The sequence below is a fragment of the Variovorax terrae genome, from assembly GCF_022809125.1.
Classification (GTDB): domain Bacteria; phylum Pseudomonadota; class Gammaproteobacteria; order Burkholderiales; family Burkholderiaceae_C; genus Variovorax_A; species Variovorax_A terrae.
In genome coordinates, this window is sequence record NZ_JALGBI010000001.1 from 2,664,277 (window position 1) to 2,685,178 (window position 20,902).

Genomic DNA, 20,902 nt, shown 5'->3' on the forward strand with positions numbered 1-20,902 from the left:
TGCTTCATTCGCGCTGGATGCCGGCCTGCTCGATCAGCTTTTCCCACTTGACCAGTTCCGATTGCACGAACGCGGTGAGCTGCGCGCCGCTCAGCGGCAGTCGCTCGAAGCCGTTCGGGACGAGTGTCTTCAGGAAATCGGGCGATTCGGTGATGGCCAGAATCGCCGGCGCCAGCACCTGGATCACCTCTGGCGGTGTGCCCTTCGGGGCAAATGCACCGACCCAGGAGCGCATCTCGGGGAAGCCTGGAATGGACTCGATCAGCGCGGGCACGTCCGGCAGCTGCGCATTCCGCTTGTTGGTGGTCACCGCAATGGCGCGGACCTGGCCGTTGCGGATCGGCCCCATGGCGGTGTTGAAGTCCGAGCACATCATCACGGTGCGTCCGCCGATCAGGTCGGTAATGGCCTGCGGGCTGCTTTTGTAGGGCACCTGTACCAGGTCGATGCTGAAACCGCGCCGGATGTTTTCGCCGCAGACGGTTGCCATGCCGAAAGCCGTGCCGTATGCGTACTTGCCCGGGCTGGCACTCACGGTCTTGCGCAGGTCGTCCATGGACCTGATGGGCGAGTTGTTGGCGACCATCACCGCCAGAGGAACACCGCCGATCCCTGCGACCGGCTCGAAGTCCTTGACCGGGTCGTACGGCAGCGACTTCATCATCCAGGGCACCTGGGTGTGCGTGGTTCCCGTGCCCACGAGGATGGTGTATCCATCCGGCTTGGCCTTCGCCACCACCTCACTGGCGATCGTGCCGTTCGCCCCGGGCTTGTTGTCGACGATGAAGTAAGCCGTCTTCAGGCGCTCATTCAGTCCCTTGGCGATCAGCCGGGTCATGATGTCCGTGGAGCTGCCCGCGGCGAACGGCACAAGCAGAGTCACATTGCGGTTGGGATAGGCCTGCGCTGCAGCCAGTCCGGAGAACGCCAGGGCGGCCAGGGTCATGAGGACCCGGCTCACAGGGCGGACGGGATGCGGGCGCACGCGGCGCAGTAACTTTTGGGGGGTCACAGTTTGTCTCCGGCGATGTTATTGACGCTCGCATGGTAGGTTTGGCGCAGCGGATTTGCATGACTTTGCCGCGCATCATTAGAAACACTGATGCTTCGGCTTAGGGTGGCTGATAGTAGGTTGCCGCAGATGGCTTTTGCCGCCCCCGCCGATCATGATGTGCGCCAGCCAAGGAGACTCAACATGCCAAAAGCCAATATCGGTGGAGCGCAGATTCACTACGAAGTCGTGGGACAGGGCCCGCCCCTCGTTCTCACCACAGGCCAGGGCACGGGCCCTGAAGCCCGCGCCCAACTCATTGACGGCCTCGCCCGCCGGCATCGCGTCCTCTCGTACGATCAACGCGGCACCGGCCGCAGCGAGCGGGTTCCGCAAGGCCAGTCGATGGAAGAACTTGCGCATGACCTGCTGGGGCTCATGGATGTGGCCGGCTTCGCGCAGGCGCACGTCATGGGCCTTTCCACCGGCACCGGCAAAGCCACCGCACTCGCGGCCCACCACGGCGATCGAGTGACACGCCTCGTGCTCGGTGCGCCATGGACACACGGAGATGACGATCTGCACGTGCTGCAGAACCTGCGCAAGGCCGCGGCGCGGACCATGCCCCCCGAGCACTACACGCACTTCAACTCGCTGCTGATCTACCCGCCCGAGTATCGGCGCCAGCATGCCGCGCGCTTCACCCAATTGGCCAGGGAAGCTGCGCTTCAGGATGCACAAGGCATCTCCCAGCGCCTGGACGCCATCCTTGCGTTCGATGCACGGCCGCTGTATGGGCGCATTGCCTGCCCGACCCTGGTCCTGGGCGCCCGCGACGACCTAGTCATGCCCATCTGGTTCGCCCGGGATGCCGCCCGCGCCATTCGCGGTGCCCGGCTGGTGGAACTGGATGGCGGCGGCCACCTGTTCCCCGAGACGCGCACCGACGAATTTCTGGGCGCCGTCCTCCCCTTCCTCGCCTGACAGGCCAACAATTTCAGGAATACACCATGTCTCAAGACACCCTGCACACATCCGCCATCGTCATTGACGGCCTGGTCGTGTCCCGCTGGAGCCGCCAGGTTTTCGAGGACATGCACCGAGGCGGCCTGACCGCCGTCAATTGCACCTGCTCCATCTGGGAAGGGCTGCGCGACACCATGATCAACCTCGCGCGCTGGAAGCGGGCGTTCATCGACCATGCCGACCTGATCATGCAGGTGCGCAGCGCGGCGGACATCCGCAAGGCCAAGGAGGTGGGCAAAGTCGGAATCATCCTGGGCTGGCAGAACACGACGGGATTCGAGGACCGGCTCGACATGCTGCCCCTGTTCAAGGACATGGGCGTGAGCGTGATGCAATTGACGTACAACACGCAGAACCTGGTCGGCTCAGGTTGCTGGGAAGACCGCGACGGCGGCCTGTCGGGGTTTGGCCGCGAAGTGATCCACGAGATGAATCGGCTTGGCATCCTGGTGGACTTGTCGCACGTGGGTCCCAAGACGTCATCCGACGCCATCGCCCATTCCAGGCGGCCCTGCGCATACACCCATGTCGCCGCGCTCGGGGCGTTCAACAACCCGCGCAACAAATCCGACGCGCAGCTGCGCGAGATTGTCGAGCGCGGCGGCTTCGTCGGCGTTGCCACCTACCCCCCGTTCATGAAGACGGGCGCCGATACAACGGTTGACGATTGCATCGATCTGTTCGAGTACATGATCAATCTTTGCGGTGAAGGCAACATCGGCATCGGCACCGACTTCACCCAGGGCCATGACGACGCCTATTTCGACTGGCTGCGCCAGGACAAGGGCTATGCCCGCCGCGCCAACCCAGGCCGTGGCCGCGCGCCTTCCGTCAAGGGCATGGAGACACTGGCCGACTATCCGCGCCTGACCGCAGCGATGGAGCGGCGCGGGTGGACCGAAACCCGCATCCGAGCCGTGCTCGGAGAGAACTGGTTGAGGTTCCTGGGCGAGAGCCTCGAGGTGCAAGCATGATCGGCACAGAAACCACCCGCCAGGAAAGCGACCACCTGGGCACGGTCGACATTCCGGCCGAAGCGCTTTATGGCGTCAATACGTGGAGAGGCGCGCAGAACCTGGCGTTTTCCGGATGCCCCCTCCAAGAAGAACCCGAGTTTGCGACTGCGTTTGCCCAGTGCAAGCTGGCGGCCGCCTACGCCAATCGGGACCATGGGGTGATCAGCGAACGGGTCGCCGGTGCCATCGCGAGGACATGCGAGGAGTTGATCTCGGGCCAGCACCGGCAATGGCTGGTCGTGGACATCATGGAGGGATCGGGGGGAACCTCCACCAACATGAATTTCAACGAAGTCATCGCCAACCGCGCGCAACAGCACCTGGGGGGCTCGCTCGGCAAGTACGACCTGGTCCATCCCAACGACCATGTGAATCGGTCGCAGTCCACCAATGATGTCTATCCGTCTGCCATGAAGATAGCCGTGCACGGAAAGCTGGGCGTGCTGGCCGAGGAGATTGAGCAGCTTGCGAAAAGCCTGGACGCGAAGGCGCTCGAGTTCGGGGATGTACTGCACCTGGGCCGCACCTGCATGCAGGACGCGCAGCCCATGTACCTTGGCCAGGCTTTCGGAGGCTATGCGTCGCTGACTCGGCGGCTGGCCGCATCGCTGCGGCAGGTGCAGCTTCAGCTGCTGGACCTGCCGCTGGGTGGCACAGCGATCGGAACCGGTCTGGGTTCGCCTCCTGGATACAAGTCCACGGTGTTCTCCCACCTCTCGACGATGACCGGCGTGCCGTTCCAGCCAGCGGAGAATCCGTTTGACGCGATGCAGAACATGGACGTGTTCTCGCGCGTTTCCGCAGAACTGCGCACTGCCGCGACATCGATGGCAAAGATCGCATCCGACCTGATCGTGCAGAGCTCCGGCCCCGTGGGTGGCTTGGGCGAAGTGATGCTGCCCGCCGTGCAGGCCGGCTCGTCCATCATGCCTGGCAAGGTCAATCCGGTGGTGGCCATGGGCATGGTGCAAGTGGGCTTCGCCATCGTCGGCAACGACGTGTGTGTCGCCCAGGCCATCCAGGCTGGCCAGTTGGAGATCAACCACTTCGAGCCGGCAGTCCTGTCGCGTGTGTCGGACTCCATCTCGCTGCTGCAACGCGGAGCCCGGCTGTTCCGCGAGAAATGCATTGGCGGGCTGCAAGCCAATGCACACCGAAATGAAACGCTCGCGCTTGAATCATCTGCGATCGCAACAGCCTTCATTCCTCAGTTCGGGTATGACGCCGTTGCCGCCAAAGTCCATCAGGCGGTCACCGAAGGCCGCAGCTTCATCGGGCTGATGGCGCAACAGGGGCTCATCAATGAGAAAGACTCCCGGGAACTGGTGCGACAGGCAGCCAAGGTCGTGCCGACGCGCAACTAGGGCGAGAATGGCGCATCAAAAAGGACTTTGCCTTGCAATCGCGCCAGAAACTTCTCGACCTCCAGATGCTCCAGATGTTCGTAGCCGCCGCCGAGGAGCGCAGCATGTCCGCGGCGGCCGCACGGCTCGGCACGACGCAATCTGCCGTGTCGCAAAGCATCCGGCATCTGGAGGAGTATTTGGGAGTCGTGCTTTTCGATAGAAAGCACCGCCCGCTGCAGCTCACGGCGGCGGCCCTGACGCTCTTCAACCGCGGGCGGGTGTTGCTCGCGGAAGGGGCACAGATTCGCTCCGAGGTTCTGGAGGCCAGCCAAGGCATTGCGCCGGAAGTCACCATCGGGCTCGTCGACTCGTTTGCGGCGACTTGCGGGCCGCCCTTCATCAAGCGCATGCTGGAGAAAACCGTGCGCTTGGCCGTGCGCACGGGCCTGACCCCCTATCAGGGCGAGCGGCTGTTCGCGAGAGAATTGGACATCGCGGTAACGACCGATCCGTTCGAAGGGCTGGACGGGAAGGTGGATCGGCGCATTTACTCCGAGCAATTCATCGTCTTGACGCCCAAGGGCACCAAGACGAAGCTGTATACGCGGGACGCGTTGCGGGTGCTCGCGGCATCGGCCTCGCTCATTCGCTTCAATACCCAATCCCATTTGGGCGCGCAGGTCGAAACCATGCTGCGCCGTATCGGTGTGCGGGCTGCGCCGCGCCTGGAAGTGGATACCGCCGACACCTTGGTGGCGATGGTCGCCGCAGGTCTGGGCTGGGCCATCACCACGCCAAGCTGCCTCGCCCAGGGCATGCTGCACATCAGCGAGATCAGCGTGGGGCACCTGTCCGGCATCAACGCCAGCCGGGCGATCTACCTGGTCGGGCGCGCAGGCGAGCATGAGAGGCTGTTTGAAGCCTCTTATGAGGCCGCCCTGGAAGCCGTCAATCTCACCCTCATTCCAACCCTGCGAAGAGTGGCTCCCGGAGTTGCCGGGCTGATTGAAGTTGCCGGCTCGCCGGCTTGAGCCGGGCTCGCCCGGTAGCACTTCGCTGCTTTGCCCTATTGCTCCGGAACACCACGGGCCGGTGCGATGGATGTGCGAAATCGGTGCGAATTCCCCGGCACCGGCCAGACACTTCATGGCGAAGAAAAACCGCCACAACCTGGAGTTTCCAGAGTGTGGCGGCATCTTGAGTGGTGGAGCTGGCGGGATTTGAACCCGCGTCCGCAAGCCTTCTTCGAGCAGATCTACATGTTTAGCGGTCTGATTTGAGTCTCGCCACCGGTGTCGCGCAGTCGCACGCTACACCGGCCGCCAGCACCCTATTGTCTCGTCCCGAACCAAGGTACCCGATTCAGGACCAGCCGATGTGAATAACCTTACAGCCGGGAGCTTGCACCCCTTGCCCAGCCCATCGGCCTGCTGTTGTAAGGCTCACTGGTGTTTAAGCAGCGAGTGCGAAACGTTCGTCGTTTGCAGTTAGTTTGTTTCAGTCTGTTTTACGAGCGCACTGAGCTCGACATGCACCACAGCGATTCCGAACCCGCGTCGAAACCAGTGCAGCCCCAAGTCTTCTATTTTAGGCGATGGAGAGCAATTGCAAGAGCTGCAGGGGTGAATTGATTTGCGCGTGCGCGCCCCATTGCGCCGTATCGGCCTGGCGGCCCAGGTAGCCGTAGGTCGCCGCCACGGTGCCCATGCCGGCAGCGAGGCCGGCCATGATGTCGCGCTCGTCGTCGCCCACATAGATGCAGTGCGCGGGCTCCAGCCCCAGGCGCCGTGCGGCCTCCAGCAACGGCGCCGGATGCGGCTTGGCATGCGGCGTGGTGTCGCCGCTCACCACCGCGCCGGCGCTGGCGAACAGAGGCATGGCGCGGGTCAGCGGATCGGTGAAGCGCGACGCCTTGTTGGTGACCACGCCCCAGGGCAGGCCCTGCCCCACGATCCGGCCGATCAGGTGCTCCACCCCCTCGAATGCAAAGGTGTCCTGCGTCATGCGGCGTTCGTAGTTGACGAAGAACTCCTCACGCAGGGCCGCGAACTCGGGGTCCTCGGGTGTCAGGCCAAAAGCCACGCCGAGCATGCCGCGGGCCCCCGCGCCTGCCAGCGGCCGGTAGCGCTCGAGCGGCAGGGAGGCCAGGCCCCGGTCGGTTCTCATCTTGTCGACAGCGGCGCCGAGGTCAGGGGCGCTGTCGATCAGGGTGCCGTCGAGGTCGAACAGCACGGCCTTGGCTCCGGAAAACAGGGAATCACGGGTCATCATCAGGCGCCGGCCAGCGGCTTTTGGGTCGAAAACAGGTAGTTCACGCTGGTGTCATCGCTCAACCAGTAGCGGCGCGTGATCGGGTTGTGCTCCATGCCGCGGGTTCGGCACAGGTCGAGCCCGGCCGAGCGGCAGTGGCCGGCCAACTCGCTGGGACGGATCAGCTTGGCGTATTCGTGCGTGCCGCGCGGCAGCAGGTTGAGCACGTATTCCGCTCCGACGATGGCGAACAGAAACGCCTTGGCATTGCGGTTGATGGTGGAGAAGAACACCCAGCCGCCGGGTTTGACGAGCGTAGCGCAGGCCCGGACCACCGATCCTGGATCGGGCACATGCTCCAGCATCTCCATGCAGGTCACCACATCGAAGCTCTCCGGCGACTCGGCGGCCAGTTGCTCGGCACTGATTTCACGGTACTGCACCCGCGGGGTCTGGGCCTCCAGCGCATGCAATTGGGCCACTTTCAGTGCCTTGGTGGCCAGATCGATGCCCAGCACGTCGGCGCCCTGGCGCGCCATCGAGTCGGCCAGGATGCCGCCGCCGCATCCCACGTCCAGAACCCGCTTGCCCGCCAGTGGCGCCTGGGCGTTGATCCAGTCCAGCCGCAGGGGGTTGATCTGATGCAGGGGGCGGAATTCGCTCTCCGTGTCCCACCAGCGATGCGCCAGATCGGAGAACTTGGCCAGCTCGGCCGGATCGGCATTCAGTGTTTCGCTCATGCGCCTATTTTCCTCGAAGCCATAAAAAAAGCCCCGTTGCCGGGGCTTTCTGAAGCAGTTCTAGCGAATTGCTTAGTTGGCGCGGGTGCCGACCACTTCGATTTCCACGCGGCGGTTCTTGGCGCGGCCTTCGGCGGTCTTGTTGTCGGCCACGGGCTGCTTCTTGCCCTTGCCTTCGGTATACACGCGGTTCTTTTCGATGCCCTTGGACACCAGGTAAGCCTTCACGGCTTCGGAACGACGCACCGACAGCTTCTGGTTGTAGGCATCGGAACCGATGGAGTCGGTGTGACCCACGGCGATGATGACTTCCAGGTTGATGCCCTTGATCTTGCCGACCAGATCATCCAGCTTGGCCTTGCCTTCGGGCTTCAGGACGGACTTGTCGAAGTCGAAGAAAGCGTCGGCAGCGTAGGTCACCTTGGTGGCAGCCGGGGGCTGGGGAGCGGGAGCCGGGGCCGGAGCCGGGGCGGCAGCGCGCGGAGCCACGGCGGGAGCCGGAGCCGGAGCAGCAGCGGGAGCCACGATGGCGCCGTCGCAGCCCACTGCGGCGGTGGCGGGCGTCCAGCTGGCATCGCGCCAGCACAGTTCGTTCGTACCGTTCTTCCAGACGTATTCGCCGGTACCATTGCGCCAGTTGTCCACAGATTGGGCGCCGGCGGCGGTAGCGAGCGCTGAAGCAGCCAACAGCATTGCCACTTTATTCAGTTTCTTCATGGTTCTCCTCTTGGGGAAAAAGCCGCAGCCGCGCTGCGAAACAAGGGACGTCTTAAGTGACCATCACCAAAAACGTTGAGCCAATTGTGCCACACGTCCCTGCACAATCAACGCCATTTCGCGCTATGCGGCGTAGGACAAAAGCGCATTGCCCGGCATGTGTTGCTGCTTCGCGACAGCTTCTTGCCCGTAAAATCGACCTTCTTCCGCCGTAACGTTCCTCCTCATGACCCAGTTCGCCAAAGAAACCCTGCCCATCAGTCTTGAAGAGGAAATGCGGCGCAGCTACCTCGATTACGCGATGAGCGTGATCGTGGGCCGAGCCCTGCCTGATGCGCGCGACGGGCTCAAGCCGGTGCATCGGCGCGTGCTCTTTGCGATGCACGAGCTCAACAACGACTGGAACCGCGCCTACAAGAAGTCGGCCCGTATCGTGGGCGACGTGATCGGTAAGTACCACCCGCACGGCGACCAGTCTGTCTACGACACCATCGTGCGCCTGGCCCAGGACTTCTCGATGCGCCACATGCTGGTGGACGGCCAGGGCAACTTCGGCTCGGTCGACGGCGACAACGCGGCGGCCATGCGCTACACCGAAATCCGGCTGGCCAAGATCGCCCACGAGATGCTGGCCGACATCGACAAGGAAACCGTCGATTTCGGCCCCAACTACGACGGCAGCGAGAAGGAGCCGCTGGTACTGCCCAGCCGCCTGCCCAACCTGCTGGTCAATGGCTCGGGCGGCATTGCCGTGGGCATGGCCACCAACATCCCGCCGCACAACCTCAATGAAGTGGTGGATGCCTGCCTGCACCTGCTGCGCAACCCGCAGGCCTCGATCGACGAGCTGATGGAGATCATCCCGGCGCCCGACTTCCCCACCGCCGGCATCATCTACGGCATCAACGGCGTGAAGGAAGGCTACCGCACGGGCCGCGGCCGCGTGGTGATGCGCGCCCGCTGCCACTTCGAGGACATCGACCGCGGCCAGCGCCAGGCCATCATCGTCGATGAGCTGCCCTACCAGGTCAACAAGAAGACGCTGCAGGAGCGCATGGCCGAGCTGGTGCACGAGAAGAAGATCGAAGGCATCAGCCACATCCAGGACGAGTCCGACAAGTCCGGCATGCGCCTGGTGATCGAGCTCAAGCGCGGCGAAGTGCCCGAAGTGGTGCTGAACAACCTGTACAAGCAGACCCAGCTGCAGGACACCTTCGGCATCAACATGGTGGCGCTGATCAACGGCCAGCCCCGCCTGTGCAACCTGAAGGACCTGATCGAGGTGTTCCTGGAGCACCGCCGCGAAGTGGTGACCCGCCGCACGGTGTTCACGCTGCGCAAGGCGCGCGAGCGCGGCCACGTGCTCGAAGGCCTGGCGGTGGCGCTGGCCAACATCGACGAGTTCATCCGCATCATCCGCGAGTCGCCCACCCCGCCGGTGGCCAAGGCCGAGTTGATGGCCCGCCCCTGGGACAGCAAGCTGGTGCGCGAGATGCTCACCCGCACGCGCGCCGACGGCGGCGTGGTCAATGCCGACGACTACCGCCCCGAAGGGCTGGAAAAGTCCTACGGCATGGGCCATGACGGCCTGTACCGCCTGTCCGACACCCAGGCCCAGGAAATCCTGCAGATGCGCCTGCAGCGCCTCACCGGGCTGGAGCAGGACAAGATCGTCGCCGAGTACAAGGAAGTGATGGCCGAGATCGAGGACCTGCTCGACATCCTGGCCAAGCCCGAGCGCGTGTCCGCCATCATCGGCGAGGAACTCACCGCCATCCGGCAGGAATTCGGCCAGAACAAGCTGGGCGCGCGCCGCAGCCTGGTCGAGCACAGCTCCTTCGACCTGTCCACCGAAGACCTGATCACGCCCACCGACATGGTGGTCACGCTCAGCCACAGCGGCTACATCAAGAGCCAGCCGCTGTCCGAGTACCGCGCCCAGAAGCGCGGCGGCCGCGGCAAGCAGGCCACGGCGACCAAGGAAGACGACTGGATCGACCAGCTCTTCATCGCCAACACGCACGACTACATCCTGTGCTTCTCCAACCGCGGCCGGCTGTACTGGCTCAAGGTCTGGGAGGTGCCGGCAGGCTCGCGCGGCTCGCGCGGGCGGCCGATCGTCAACATGTTCCCGCTGCAGGAAGGCGAGAAGATCAACGTGGTGCTGCCGCTCACCGGCGAGTTCCGCAGCTTCCCCGCAGATCACTACGTGTTCATGGCGACCAGCATGGGCACGGTCAAGAAGACCGCGCTGGACGAGTTCAACAACCCGCGCAAGGGCGGCATCATCGCCGTCAACCTCGACGATGGCGATTACCTGATCGGCGCCGCGCTGACCGACGGCAAGCATGACGTGATGCTGTTCAGCGACGGCGGCAAGGCCGTTCGCTTCGATGAGAACGACGTGCGCCCGCTGGGCCGCCAGGCGCGCGGCGTGCGCGGCATGGACCTGCCCGACGGCCAGAGCGTGATCGCCATGCTGGTGGCCGAGGACGAAACGCAGAGTGTGCTGACCGCCACCGAGAACGGCTACGGCAAGCGCACCAGCATCGCCGAGTACACGCGCCACGGCCGCGGCACCAAGGGCATGATCGCGATCCAGCAGAGCGAGCGCAACGGCAAGGTGGTGGCTGCCACGCTGGTGCACGCAGACGACGAAATCATGCTGATCACCGACAAGGGCGTGCTGGTGCGCACCCGCGTCAGCGAGATCCGCGAACTCGGCCGCGCCACCCAGGGCGTCACGCTGATCGCGCTGGACGAAGGCGCCAAGCTCAGCGGCCTGCAGCGCATTGTGGAAAACGACGCCAACGCCGCCGATGCCGAGAGCGACGCCGGACCGGATGCAGAACCCGGAACCGCCGACGCCTGATTGCTATTGTTTTAGTAGCGCCTCAAGACCGCCCGGCACGGACATCGAGGCATTTTCATTGAAAAATCACCCGATGAACCGCCCTTACAACTTTTCCGCCGGCCCGGCCGCCATTCCCGAAGAGGTGCTGCGCGAAGCGGCCTCCGAGATGCTCGACTGGCACGGCAGCGGCATGGGCGTGATGGAGATGAGCCATCGCGGCAAGGAGTTCATCTCGATCTACGAGCGGGCCGAAGCCGACCTGCGCGAGCTGCTGGCCGTGCCGGCCAACTACCGCATCCTGTTCATGCAAGGCGGCGGCCTGGGCGAAAACGCCATCGTGCCGCTGAACCTCTCGCGCGGCGGCCGCATCGACGTGGTGGTCACCGGCAGCTGGAGCCAGAAGTCGCAGAAGGAAGCGCGCAAGTACGGCAACGTGCACATCGCCGCCAGCAACGAGGCCGACGGCCACACCACCCTGCCCGCGCCCTCGGGCTGGCAGCTCAGCGCCGACGCGAGCTATGTGCATGCCTGCACCAACGAAACCATCAATGGCATCGAGTTCCACGAGCTGCCCGACCTCAAGCGCCTGGGCAGCAACGCGCCGCTGGCGATCGACTTTTCCTCCCACGTCGCCTCGCGCCCGGTGGACTGGTCGCGCGTGGGCCTGGCCTTCGGCGGCGCCCAGAAGAACCTCGGCCCGGCCGGCCTGACGCTGGTGGTGGTGCGCGACGATCTGCTGGGCCACGCCCTGCCCGCCTGCCCCAGCGCCTTCGACTACCGCATCGTGGCCGAGCACGACTCGATGTACAACACCCCGCCCACCTGGGGCATCTACATCGCGGGCCTCACCTTCCAGTGGCTCAAGCGCCAGACCGAGAACGGCCTGACCGGCGTGGCCGCCATGGAGCAGAGCAACATCGCCAAGGCGAAGCTGCTGTACGACTTCATCGACGGCTCGCAACTCTACGTCAACAAGGTCGCCCAGGACTGCCGCTCGCGCATGAACGTGCCCTTCTTCCTGCGCGACGAGTCGCGCAACGACGCCTTCCTGGCCGGCGCCAAGGCCACCGGGCTGCTGCAGCTCAAGGGCCACAAATCGGTGGGCGGCATGCGCGCCAGCATCTACAACGCGATGCCGCTGGCCGGCGTGCAGGCGCTGGTGGGCTACATGCGAGAATTCGAGCGTACCCAGGCCTGAGACAACGTCCCCACGACCCCTACATGACGACAGCCAACCTCTCTGATTTGCGCGTCCAGATCGACGCCCTCGACAAGGAAATCCTCACCCTTCTCAACCGCCGTGCCCATGTGGCCGAGCAGGTGGGAGAAGTCAAGAAGCGCGAAGGCTCCCCGTTCTTCCGGCCCGACCGCGCCGCCCAGGTCATCCAGAAGATGCAGGCCGCCAACACCGGCCCGCTGCGCAGCGAGCATGTGGCCGGCATCTGGCGCGAGATCATGTCGGCCTGCCTGGCGCTCGAAGCGCCGGTGCGCGTGGCCTACCTGGGCCCGGCCGGCACCTTCAGCGAGCAGGCCGCGGTCGAGTTCTTCGGCGGCAGCATCGAGCGCGTGCCCTGCGCCAGCTTCGACGAGGTGTTCCGCAGCGCCGCCGGCGGCGGCGCCCAGTTCGGCGTGGTGCCGGTGGAAAACTCGACCGAGGGCGTGGTCGCGCGCTCGCTCGACCTGTTCCTCGAATCGCCGCTGCACATCGTGGGCGAGATCAGCCTCATGGTGCGCCACAACCTGCTGCGCCTGAGCGACTCGCTCGAAGGCATCGAGGTGGTCTGCGCCCACCCGCAGGCGCTCGCGCAGTGCCAGGGCTGGCTCGGCACCCACCTGCCGCAGGCCGAGCGCCGCGCCGTCTCCAGCAATGCCGAGGGCGCCCGCCTGGCCGCCACCAACCCGGCCTGGGCCGGCATCGCGGGCGAGCGCGCCGGCGCCGAGTTCGGCCTGCACCTGGTGGCGCGCGGCATCCAGGACCAGGCCATCAACCGCACCCGCTTCGCCGTGATCTGCCTGCCCAGCGTGCTGGACGCGCCGGCGGCCACGGGCAAGGACCAGGTCAGCCTGGTGGTCTCGGTGCCCAACCGTCCGGGCGCGGTGCACGACCTGCTGGTGCCGCTGAAGACGCACGGCGTGTCAATGACGCGCTTCGAGTCGCGCCCCGCCCGCTCGGGCCAGTGGGAGTACTACTTCTACATCGACATCCAGGGCCACCCCTCGCAGCCCCACGTGGCCGCCGCGCTCAAGGAGCTGCAGGGCCTGTGCGCGTTCTACAAAGTGCTGGGCACCTGCCCGGTCAATGAGTAAGCCGCGATGTTCGAGCAACTGGGACTGATCGGCTGCGGCCTGATGGGCGGCTCGTTCGCGCTGGCGCTCAAGCGCGCCGGCCTGGTCAAGCGCGTGGTCGGCTACAGCAAGTCGCCCTCCACCACCGAGCGCGCGCGCCAGATGGGCGTGATCGACGTCGAGGCGCCGTCGGCCCTGCTGGCCGTCTCGGGCGCCGACATCGTGCTGCTGGCCGTGCCGGTGGCCGCCACCGAGGCCACCTTCAAGGCCATCAAGCACCTGGTCACGCCGCAGACGCTGATCATGGACGTGGGCTCCACCAAGCGCGACGTGGTCGACGCCGCGCGCCGCGTGCTGCGCGAGCACGTGGGCTCGTTCGTGCCGGCGCACCCGATCACGGGCAAGGAAGTGGCCGGCGTGGAGCATGCCGACCCCGACCTCTATGCGGGCAAGCAGGTCATCCTCACGCCGATCGAGCGCACGCTCACCGCGCACCTGCAGCGGGCCACCGAGGTCTGGTCGGCGCTGGGCTGCAACGTGCTCCAGATGTCGCCCGAGTCGCACGACGCCGCTTTCGCCGCCGTGAGCCACCTGCCGCACCTGATCGCGTTCGCGATGATCAACGGCATCTCCAGCCAGGACAAGGGCCGCGACTACCTTTCGCTGGCCGGCCCGGGCTTTCGCGATTTCACGCGCATCGCCGCCAGCGACCCCAAGGTCTGGCGCGACATCATGATCGCCAACAAGGAAGAGCTGCTGGCCCAGTCGAAGATCTTCCAGCGCACGCTGCAGGCCATGGAGCTCATGATCGCCAGCGGCAACGGCGACGCGCTGGAGGACCTGATCGGCCAGGCCAGCGAGACGCGCGCCCACTGGCGCATGGCTTCCTCCCGGCCGCACAAGTAGGCGCCCCATGTTTTCCACCGAGTTCCTGGACCTCCCCCCTCTGGCCAGCGCGGGAGGCACCGTCACGCTGCCCGGCTCCAAGAGCATTTCCAACCGCGTGCTGCTGCTGGCGGCGCTCAGCGGCGGCACCACCACGGTGCACGACCTGCTCGACTCCGACGACACGCGCGTGATGCTCGACGCCCTGCAGGCGCTGGGCTGCGGCGTGCGGCGCAACGGCGCGCAGGTGCAGATCGACGGCCTGGACGGCCGCCTGGGCGTGCCCGGCGCGAAACTCTTCCTCGGCAACGCCGGCACCGCCATGCGCCCGCTCACGGCGGCGCTGGCCGTGCTGGGCGGCGACTTCGAGCTGTCGGGCGTGCCGCGCATGCACGAGCGCCCGATCGGCGACCTGGTGGACGCGCTGCGCCAGCTCGGCTGCCGCATCGACTACCTCGGCAATGAGGGCTATCCGCCGCTGCGCCTCGGCCGCCCGGCGCTCGCGCTCGACGCGCCGATCCGCGTGCGCGGCGACGTGTCCAGCCAGTTCCTCACCGCGCTGCTGATGGCGCTGCCGCTGGCCGCGATGCACGGGAGCCCCGCGACCGGCACCGGCGCGTCCTCGCCCCCCCCCGAAGGGGCGCCACGCGACATCGTGATCGAAGTGGTGGGCGAGCTGATCTCCAAGCCCTACATCGAGATCACGCTCAAGCTGCTGGCGCGCTTCGGCATCGACGTGCAGCGCGAGGGCTGGCAGCGCTTCACCATTCCCGCCGGCGCGCGCTACCGCTCGCCGGGCCGCATCCACGTCGAGGCCGACGCTTCGTCTGCTAGCTATTTCATAGCACTCGGCGCCCTGGCGGCGCGGACCTCCGGCTCAAATGGCCTCAAAATCCAGGGCGTGGGCGCGGATTCGATCCAGGGCGACATCCGCTTCATCGACGCGGCCCGCCTGATGGGCGCGCAGGTGACGGGCGGCCCGAACTGGCTCGAGGTGTCGCGCGGCGCCTGGCCGCTCAAGGCGATCGACCTCGACTGCAACCACATCCCCGACGCCGCCATGACGCTGGCCGTGATGGCGCTCTACGCCGACGGCACCAGCACGCTGCGCAACATCGCAAGCTGGCGCGTCAAGGAAACCGACCGGCTGGCCGCCATGGCCGCCGAACTGCGCAAGCTCGGCGCCACGGTGGAAGAAGGGGCCGATTTCCTGCGCGTGACGCCGCCGGCGTCGGTTTCGCACTGGAAGGCGGCCGCCGTCCACACCTACGACGACCACCGCGTCGCCATGTGCTTCTCCCTCGCCGCCTTCAACCCGGCGGGCCTGCCGGTGCGCGTCCTCGACCCGAAATGCGTGGGCAAGACCTTCCCCGACTACTTCGAGGCCCTGTTCTCGGTCACCGCGCCGCAGCCCGACGCCGTGCCGGTGCTGTGCATCGACGGCCCCACCGCCTCGGGCAAGGGCACGCTGGCGGCGGCCGTGGCCGAGCGGCTGGGCTACCACCTGCTGGACTCCGGCGCGCTGTACCGCCTGAGCGGCCTGGCCGCGCGCCGCGCCGGGCTGGAGCCGGAAGCCACCCACGCGGACGCCATCGCCGCCTTGGCCCGCAAGCTGCCCGTGCGCTTCACGGCCGACCACCGCGTGCTGCTGGCCGGTGAGGACGTGACCGACCTGATCCGCTCCGAGCAGGCCGGCATGGACGCCTCGCGCGTGTCGGCCCTGCCGGCCGTGCGCACGGCCCTGGTCGCGCTCCAGCACAGCTGCCGCACCCTGCCCGGCCTGGTGGCCGACGGGCGCGACATGGGCACGGTGATCTTCCCCGGCGCCCGGCTCAAGGTCTACCTCACGGCAAGCGCCGCCCACCGTGCGGAGCGGCGCCATAAGCAGTTGATTTCAAAGGGTTTTTCGACTACAATGGAAAGTCTTCGCGCCGACCTGGAGGCGCGCGACGCACGGGACTCGTCCCGCAGCGTGGCGCCTCTGAAGCCGGCGCAGGATGCCCTGCTGCTGGACAACTCGGACCTCACGGTCGACCAATCCGTCGATCTGGTGTTGAGCTGGTGGCAGGACAAACAGCCGTTCGGGGCCGTCCCGCACGACTGACGGGCCCACGCCGCCCCCTTCGCGCGCAAAGCGCGGCCGGCAGCGTGGTTCTATAACTTAACCGCGGCTAAGTCCGCACCCAATCGCCGTCTCTAGCTATAAAAACAGTAGCAATGGTGCTGCTGGAACCCTATTGACGTGCAAGGAACCCACATGTCTGAATCTTTTGCCGCCCTGTTTGAAGAATCGCTGCAACGCTCCGAAATGCGCGCAGGCGAAGTGATCACCGCCGAAGTCGTGCGCATCGAGCACAGCTTCGTGGTCGTGAATGCCGGCCTCAAGTCCGAAGCCTACGTGCCCATCGAAGAGTTCAAGAACGACAAGGGCGAAGTCGAAGTCCAGGTCGGCGACTTCGTGTCGGTGGCCATCGACGCCATCGAAAACGGCTACGGCGACACCATCCTGTCGCGCGACAAGGCCAAGCGCCTGGCCTCCTGGCTGGCCCTGGAAAAGGCCCTGGAATCCGGCGAATTCGTCACCGGCACGACCAGCGGCAAGGTCAAGGGCGGCCTCACGGTGCTCGTGAACGGCATCCGCGCCTTCCTGCCCGGCTCGCTGATCGACACCCGTCCGATCAAGGACCTGACGCCCTACGAGAACAAGACCCTCGAATTCAAGGTCATCAAGCTCGACCGCAAGCGCAACAACGTGGTGCTGAGCCGCCGCGCCGTGGTCGAAGCCTCCATGGGCGAAGAGCGCGCCAAGCTGATGGAAACCCTGAAGGAAGGCTCCGTCGTGCGCGGCGTGGTCAAGAACATCACCGAATACGGTGCGTTCGTGGACCTGGGCGGCATCGACGGCCTGCTGCACATCACCGACATGGCCTGGCGCCGCGTGCGCCACCCGAGCGAAGTGGTGCAGGCTGGCCAGGAAATCACCGCCAAGATCCTCAAGTTCGACACCGAGAAGAACCGTGTCTCGCTGGGTCTCAAGCAGATGGGCGACGACCCCTGGATGGGCGTCAACCGCCGCTACCCGCAAGGCACGCGCATGTTCGGCAAGATCACCAACATCGCCGACTACGGCGCGTTCGTGGAACTCGAGCCCGGCATCGAAGGCCTGGTGCACGTCTCCGAAATGGACTGGACCAACAAGAACGTGGCGCCTTCCAAGATCGTGTCGCTGGGTGACGAAGTCGAAGTCATGGTCCTCGAGATCGACGAAGACAAGCGCCGCATCAGCCTGGGCATGAAGCAGTGCAAGGCCAACCCGTGGCAGGAATTCGCGCAGAACACCAAGCGCGGCGACCGCGTCAAGGGCCCGATCAAGTCAATCACCGACTTCGGCGTGTTCGTCGGCCTGGCAGCCGGCATCGACGGCCTGGTGCACCTGTCCGACCTGTCCTGGAACGAAACCGGCGAAGCCGCCGTGCGCAACTACAAGAAGGGCCAGGAAGTCGAAGCCATCGTGCTGGCCGTCGACGTGGACCGCGAGCGCATCAGCCTGGGCATCAAGCAGCTCGACAGCGACCCGTTCACCACCTTCGTGTCGGTCAACGACAAGGGCCAGACCGTGACCGGCAAGGTCAAGTCGGTCGACCCCAAGGGCGCTGAAATCGACCTGGGCGACGACATCGTCGGCTACCTGCGCGCCAGCGAAATCTCCCGCGACCGCGTGGAAGATGCCCGCAACGTGCTCAAGGAAGGCGACGAAGTCACGGCCGTGGTCGTCAACATCGACCGCAAGACCCGCAACATCCAGCTGTCGATCAAGGCCAAGGACATGGCCGACCAGCAGGAAGCCATGTCGAGCCTGAGCCAGCAGTCCGCGCGCGAGAACGCCGGCACGACCAGCCTGGGCGCCCTGCTGCGCGCCAAGCTGGACAACAACAATAACAATTAAGCTGCCCCGGCGGGGGCGGGTTCCGGGGCGGCGGCCAGGCTGCCTTCCCGGGCCCCGCTTCCCGCTTCGCTTCAGGCAAGATGACACGTTCCGACCTCGTTGAAGAACTGGCAGCCCGTTTCAGCCAGCTCACGCACCGCGATGCCGAATACGCCGTCAAGACCATTCTTGACGCGATGAGCGACGCCCTGGTGCGCGGGCATCGCATCGAGATCCGCGGCTTCGGCAGCTTCTCGATCAACCGCCGCCCGCCGCGCATGGGACGCAACCCGCGCTCCGGCGAAAGCGTCGCGATCCCCGAAAAACGCGTGCCGCACTTCAAGCCGGGCAAGGCCCTGCGCGAAGCCGTGGACAAGCGCACCGCGGAAATCGAGGCGAAAGCCAAAGCTTGACGTTTAGAATCCTCCTCGTCACTGAGGAGATGCATGAAATACCTCATGTGGCTGCTCAAGGCAGCCATTTTTTTTACCCTGTTCGCATTCGCCCTGAACAACCAGCAGGACACCACGGTGCACTTCTTCTTCGGCACCCGGTGGCAGGCTCCGCTGGTGCTGGTGGTGCTGGCGGCCTTCGCGCTCGGCGTGGCCATCGGCGCCCTGGGCATGGTGCCGCGCTGGTGGAAGCACCGCAGCGCCGCGCAGAAGGCCCGCCAGGGCACGGACGCGTCCGTCCTCCCGGCTGGCAGCGCGCCCGACACCTCGCACCATGGACTTTGACTATTTCAGCTGGATTCTGCTGGGCCTGCCGCTGGCCTTCGTGCTGGGCTGGATCGCCTCGCGGCTGGACCTGCGCCAGCTGCGCATCGAGAACCGCCAGGCCCCCAAGGCCTACTTCAAGGGCCTGAACTTCCTGCTCAACGAGCAGCAGGACCAGGCCATCGATGCCTTCATCGAGGCCGTGCAGAACGACCCCGACACCTCCGAGCTGCACTTCGCCCTGGGCAACCTGTTTCGCCGCCGCGGCGAGTACGAGCGCGCCGTGCGGGTGCACGAGCACCTGCTGTCGCGCGGCGACCTCGGCCGCGTCGACCGCGAGCGCGCCCAGCACGCGCTGGCGCTGGACTTCCTCAAGGCCGGCCTGCTCGACCGCGCCGAAGACGCGCTGCGCAAGCTCGAAGGCACGCCCTTCGAAGCCCAGGCCCGGCTGGCGCTGCTGGCCATCTACGAGCGCTCGCGCGACTGGCTGCAGGCCTCCGAGATCAGCCGCAAGCTGCAGACCGCCGGCCAGGGCGATTTCAGCGGCCGGCTCGCGCACTACCTTTGCGAGCAGGCGATCGGTGCCGAGCCGCAGGAGGCCGAGCGCCTGCTGCGCCAGGCCCTCGAACTGGCCCCGCAGGCGGCGCGCCCCGGCCTCGACCTGGCGGCCCTGCAGCACCGCTGCGGCGAGCCGGCCGGCGCGCTGGACACCCTGGTCGCCCTGATGGACCGCGCGCCCCTGGCCGTGCCCCTGATCGCCCGGCCGCTGCTGGAGGCGGCGCGCGCCAGCCAGCAGCCGCAGCGCGCGCTGCAGGTGCTGCAGGCCAGCTACGCGCAGGCCCCTTCGCTCGATGTGCTGGACGCCATCGTGGCGCTCGACGCCAGCTCGGCCACGCCGCGCGACGGCTATGTGCGGCATCTGGAGCACGAGCCCTCGCTGGTGGCCGCCGCCCGCTGGATCGAGGGCGAGAAATTCGAGCGCGAACAGTTCCACCCCCAGGTGCAGCGCGCGCTCGAGCATGCGGCCCGGCCGCTGCTGCGCTACCGCTGCGCGGCCTGCGGCTTCGAGGCCCAGCAGCATTTCTGGCAATGCCCGGGCTGCCAGGCCTGGGACAGTTACCCGGCGCGGCGGGTGGAAGAGCTATGAGCCTTTGCCCAGGCGGCCGGTGGGCGCGAGCCAAGGTACGGGCTGCGCGGTGCGCAGCGGAGCATTTCAGATGATCGTTCTCAGCAAACAACAACTCGCGCTGGCCCAGGTGCTGGTGGTCGGCGACGCCATGCTGGACCGCTACTGGTACGGCGCGGTGGACCGCATCAGCCCGGAAGCGCCGGTGCCCGTGGTGCGCGTCACGCGCGAGGAAGAGCGCATCGGCGCGGCCGCCAACGTGGCCTACAACGTGGTCACGCTGGGCGCGCGCGCCTCGCTGCTCACGGTGGTGGGCGACGACGACGCCAGCCACAAGCTGGAAGCGCTGGTGGCGCAGACCGGCATCTCGCCGCATTTCGGGCGTGACGCGCTGCTGCAGACCACCGTCAAGCTGCGCGTGATCGGCCGCCAGCAGCAGCTGCTGCGCGTCGATTTCGAGAACGCCCCGCAGAACGAGGTGCTGGCCTCGCAGTCGGCCGCCTTCGCCGCCCTGCTGCCGCAGCACCAGGCCGTGCTGTTCTCCGACTACGGCAAGGGCGGCCTGGCCCACGTGGGACAGATGATCGGCGCCGCCCGCGCGGCCGGCAAGCCCGTGCTGATCGACCCCAAGGGCAGCGATTACTCGCGCTATCGCAATGCCAGCGTCATCACGCCCAACCGCGCCGAGCTGCAGCAGGTGATCGGCGCCTGGCGCGACGAGGACGACCTGCAGGCCCGCGCGCAGAACCTGCGCACGCAGCTCGGCCTGGACGCCCTGCTGCTCACGCGCAGCGAGGAAGGCATGACGCTGTTCGACGCCCAGGGGCACCTGCATGTGAGCGCGCAGGCGCGCGAGGTGTTCGACGTCACCGGCGCCGGCGACACCGTGATCGCCACCCTCGCCGCGCTGGTGGCCGCCGGCCTCTCGCTGCGCGAGGCCCTGCCGCTGGCCAACCGTGCCGGCGGCATCGTGGTGGGCAAGTTCGGCACCGCCACCGTGTCCTACGAGGAGCTGTTCGCATGA

Annotated in this window: 17 protein-coding genes, 1 other RNA gene and 1 pseudogene; 14 read left to right on the forward strand and 5 right to left on the reverse strand. The window is 66.3% G+C overall.

The window, feature by feature from the left end:
- Positions 1-4: 4 nt before the first annotated feature.
- A complete protein-coding gene (locus MMF98_RS12550) occupies positions 5-946 on the reverse strand; it encodes a Bug family tripartite tricarboxylate transporter substrate binding protein (RefSeq protein WP_243306608.1) in 942 nt (313 codons plus the stop codon).
- Between the two features lie 249 nt (positions 947-1,195).
- Between MMF98_RS12550 and MMF98_RS12555 the strand changes: the two genes are divergently transcribed.
- The 4 genes from MMF98_RS12555 to MMF98_RS12570 are packed head-to-tail and all read left to right on the forward strand — an operon-like array spanning position 1,196 to position 5,410.
- On the forward strand, positions 1,196-1,975 hold the full coding sequence (locus tag MMF98_RS12555; RefSeq protein ID WP_243306609.1) for an alpha/beta fold hydrolase: 780 nt from the start codon (positions 1,196-1,198) through the stop codon (positions 1,973-1,975).
- A gap of 26 nt (positions 1,976-2,001) precedes the next feature.
- Positions 2,002-2,991, forward strand: a complete 990-nt coding sequence (locus MMF98_RS12560) for a dipeptidase (protein ID WP_243306610.1) — start codon at positions 2,002-2,004, stop codon at positions 2,989-2,991.
- Entirely contained in the window at positions 2,988-4,397 is a 1,410-nt protein-coding gene (locus MMF98_RS12565; protein WP_243306611.1) for an aspartate ammonia-lyase, read from the forward strand. The genes MMF98_RS12560 and MMF98_RS12565 overlap by 4 nt, the downstream gene beginning before the upstream one ends.
- A gap of 32 nt (positions 4,398-4,429) precedes the next feature.
- Positions 4,430-5,410 carry a LysR family transcriptional regulator gene (locus MMF98_RS12570; RefSeq protein ID WP_243306612.1) on the forward strand — a complete coding sequence of 327 codons (981 nt, stop codon included), beginning with the start codon at positions 4,430-4,432 and terminating at the stop codon, positions 5,408-5,410.
- A gap of 171 nt (positions 5,411-5,581) precedes the next feature.
- Here the strand turns inward: MMF98_RS12570 and ssrA are convergent.
- The 4 genes from ssrA to ompA form a co-directional block, all read right to left on the reverse strand.
- Positions 5,582-5,954: a transfer-messenger RNA gene (gene ssrA / locus MMF98_RS12575) on the reverse strand.
- Positions 5,955-5,966: 12 nt separating this feature from the next.
- Positions 5,967-6,647 carry an HAD-IA family hydrolase gene (locus MMF98_RS12580; protein ID WP_243306613.1) on the reverse strand — a complete coding sequence of 227 codons (681 nt, stop codon included), beginning with the start codon at positions 6,645-6,647 and terminating at the stop codon, positions 5,967-5,969.
- A gap of 2 nt (positions 6,648-6,649) precedes the next feature.
- The gene (gene ubiG / locus MMF98_RS12585) at positions 6,650-7,369 is read right to left on the reverse strand and encodes a bifunctional 2-polyprenyl-6-hydroxyphenol methylase/3-demethylubiquinol 3-O-methyltransferase UbiG (RefSeq protein ID WP_243306614.1); all 720 of its coding nucleotides are present in this window, start codon (positions 7,367-7,369) and stop codon (positions 6,650-6,652) included.
- Positions 7,370-7,441: 72 nt separating this feature from the next.
- Positions 7,442-8,086, reverse strand: a complete 645-nt coding sequence (gene ompA, locus MMF98_RS12590; RefSeq protein WP_279343565.1) for an outer membrane protein OmpA — start codon at positions 8,084-8,086, stop codon at positions 7,442-7,444.
- 226 nt (positions 8,087-8,312) lie between these two features.
- Here ompA and gyrA point away from each other — a divergent pair, with 226 nt between their 5' ends.
- The 10 genes and pseudogenes from gyrA (at position 8,313) to rfaE1 (ending at position 20,902) form a co-directional block, all read left to right on the forward strand.
- Positions 8,313-10,958 (forward strand): DNA gyrase subunit A, encoded by a 2,646-nt coding sequence (gene gyrA, locus MMF98_RS12595; RefSeq protein WP_243306615.1) that lies wholly within the window; start codon positions 8,313-8,315, stop codon positions 10,956-10,958.
- A 73-nt stretch (positions 10,959-11,031) separates the two neighbouring features.
- Entirely contained in the window at positions 11,032-12,138 is a 1,107-nt protein-coding gene (gene serC / locus MMF98_RS12600) for a 3-phosphoserine/phosphohydroxythreonine transaminase (RefSeq protein WP_243306616.1), read from the forward strand.
- Positions 12,139-12,161: 23 nt separating this feature from the next.
- Entirely contained in the window at positions 12,162-13,247 is a 1,086-nt protein-coding gene (pheA, locus tag MMF98_RS12605; RefSeq protein WP_243306617.1) for a prephenate dehydratase, read from the forward strand.
- A gap of 6 nt (positions 13,248-13,253) precedes the next feature.
- A complete protein-coding gene (locus MMF98_RS12610; RefSeq protein ID WP_243306618.1) occupies positions 13,254-14,132 on the forward strand; it encodes a prephenate dehydrogenase in 879 nt (292 codons plus the stop codon).
- Positions 14,133-14,139: 7 nt separating this feature from the next.
- Positions 14,140-16,215, forward strand: a complete 2,076-nt coding sequence (locus tag MMF98_RS12615; RefSeq protein WP_243306619.1) for a bifunctional 3-phosphoshikimate 1-carboxyvinyltransferase/cytidylate kinase — start codon at positions 14,140-14,142, stop codon at positions 16,213-16,215.
- A 153-nt stretch (positions 16,216-16,368) separates the two neighbouring features.
- A complete protein-coding gene (gene rpsA, locus MMF98_RS12620) occupies positions 16,369-18,057 on the forward strand; it encodes a 30S ribosomal protein S1 (protein WP_243306620.1) in 1,689 nt (562 codons plus the stop codon).
- 77 nt (positions 18,058-18,134) lie between these two features.
- Positions 18,135-18,449: pseudogene (locus MMF98_RS12625) on the forward strand (integration host factor subunit beta); the annotation flags it as partial.
- 33 nt (positions 18,450-18,482) lie between these two features.
- Positions 18,483-18,773 carry a LapA family protein gene (locus MMF98_RS12630; RefSeq protein ID WP_243306622.1) on the forward strand — a complete coding sequence of 97 codons (291 nt, stop codon included), beginning with the start codon at positions 18,483-18,485 and terminating at the stop codon, positions 18,771-18,773.
- Positions 18,763-19,899, forward strand: a complete 1,137-nt coding sequence (gene lapB, locus MMF98_RS12635; protein ID WP_243306623.1) for a lipopolysaccharide assembly protein LapB — start codon at positions 18,763-18,765, stop codon at positions 19,897-19,899. The genes MMF98_RS12630 and lapB overlap by 11 nt, the downstream gene beginning before the upstream one ends.
- A gap of 70 nt (positions 19,900-19,969) precedes the next feature.
- Positions 19,970-20,902 carry a D-glycero-beta-D-manno-heptose-7-phosphate kinase gene (rfaE1, locus tag MMF98_RS12640; protein WP_243306624.1) on the forward strand — a complete coding sequence of 311 codons (933 nt, stop codon included), beginning with the start codon at positions 19,970-19,972 and terminating at the stop codon, positions 20,900-20,902.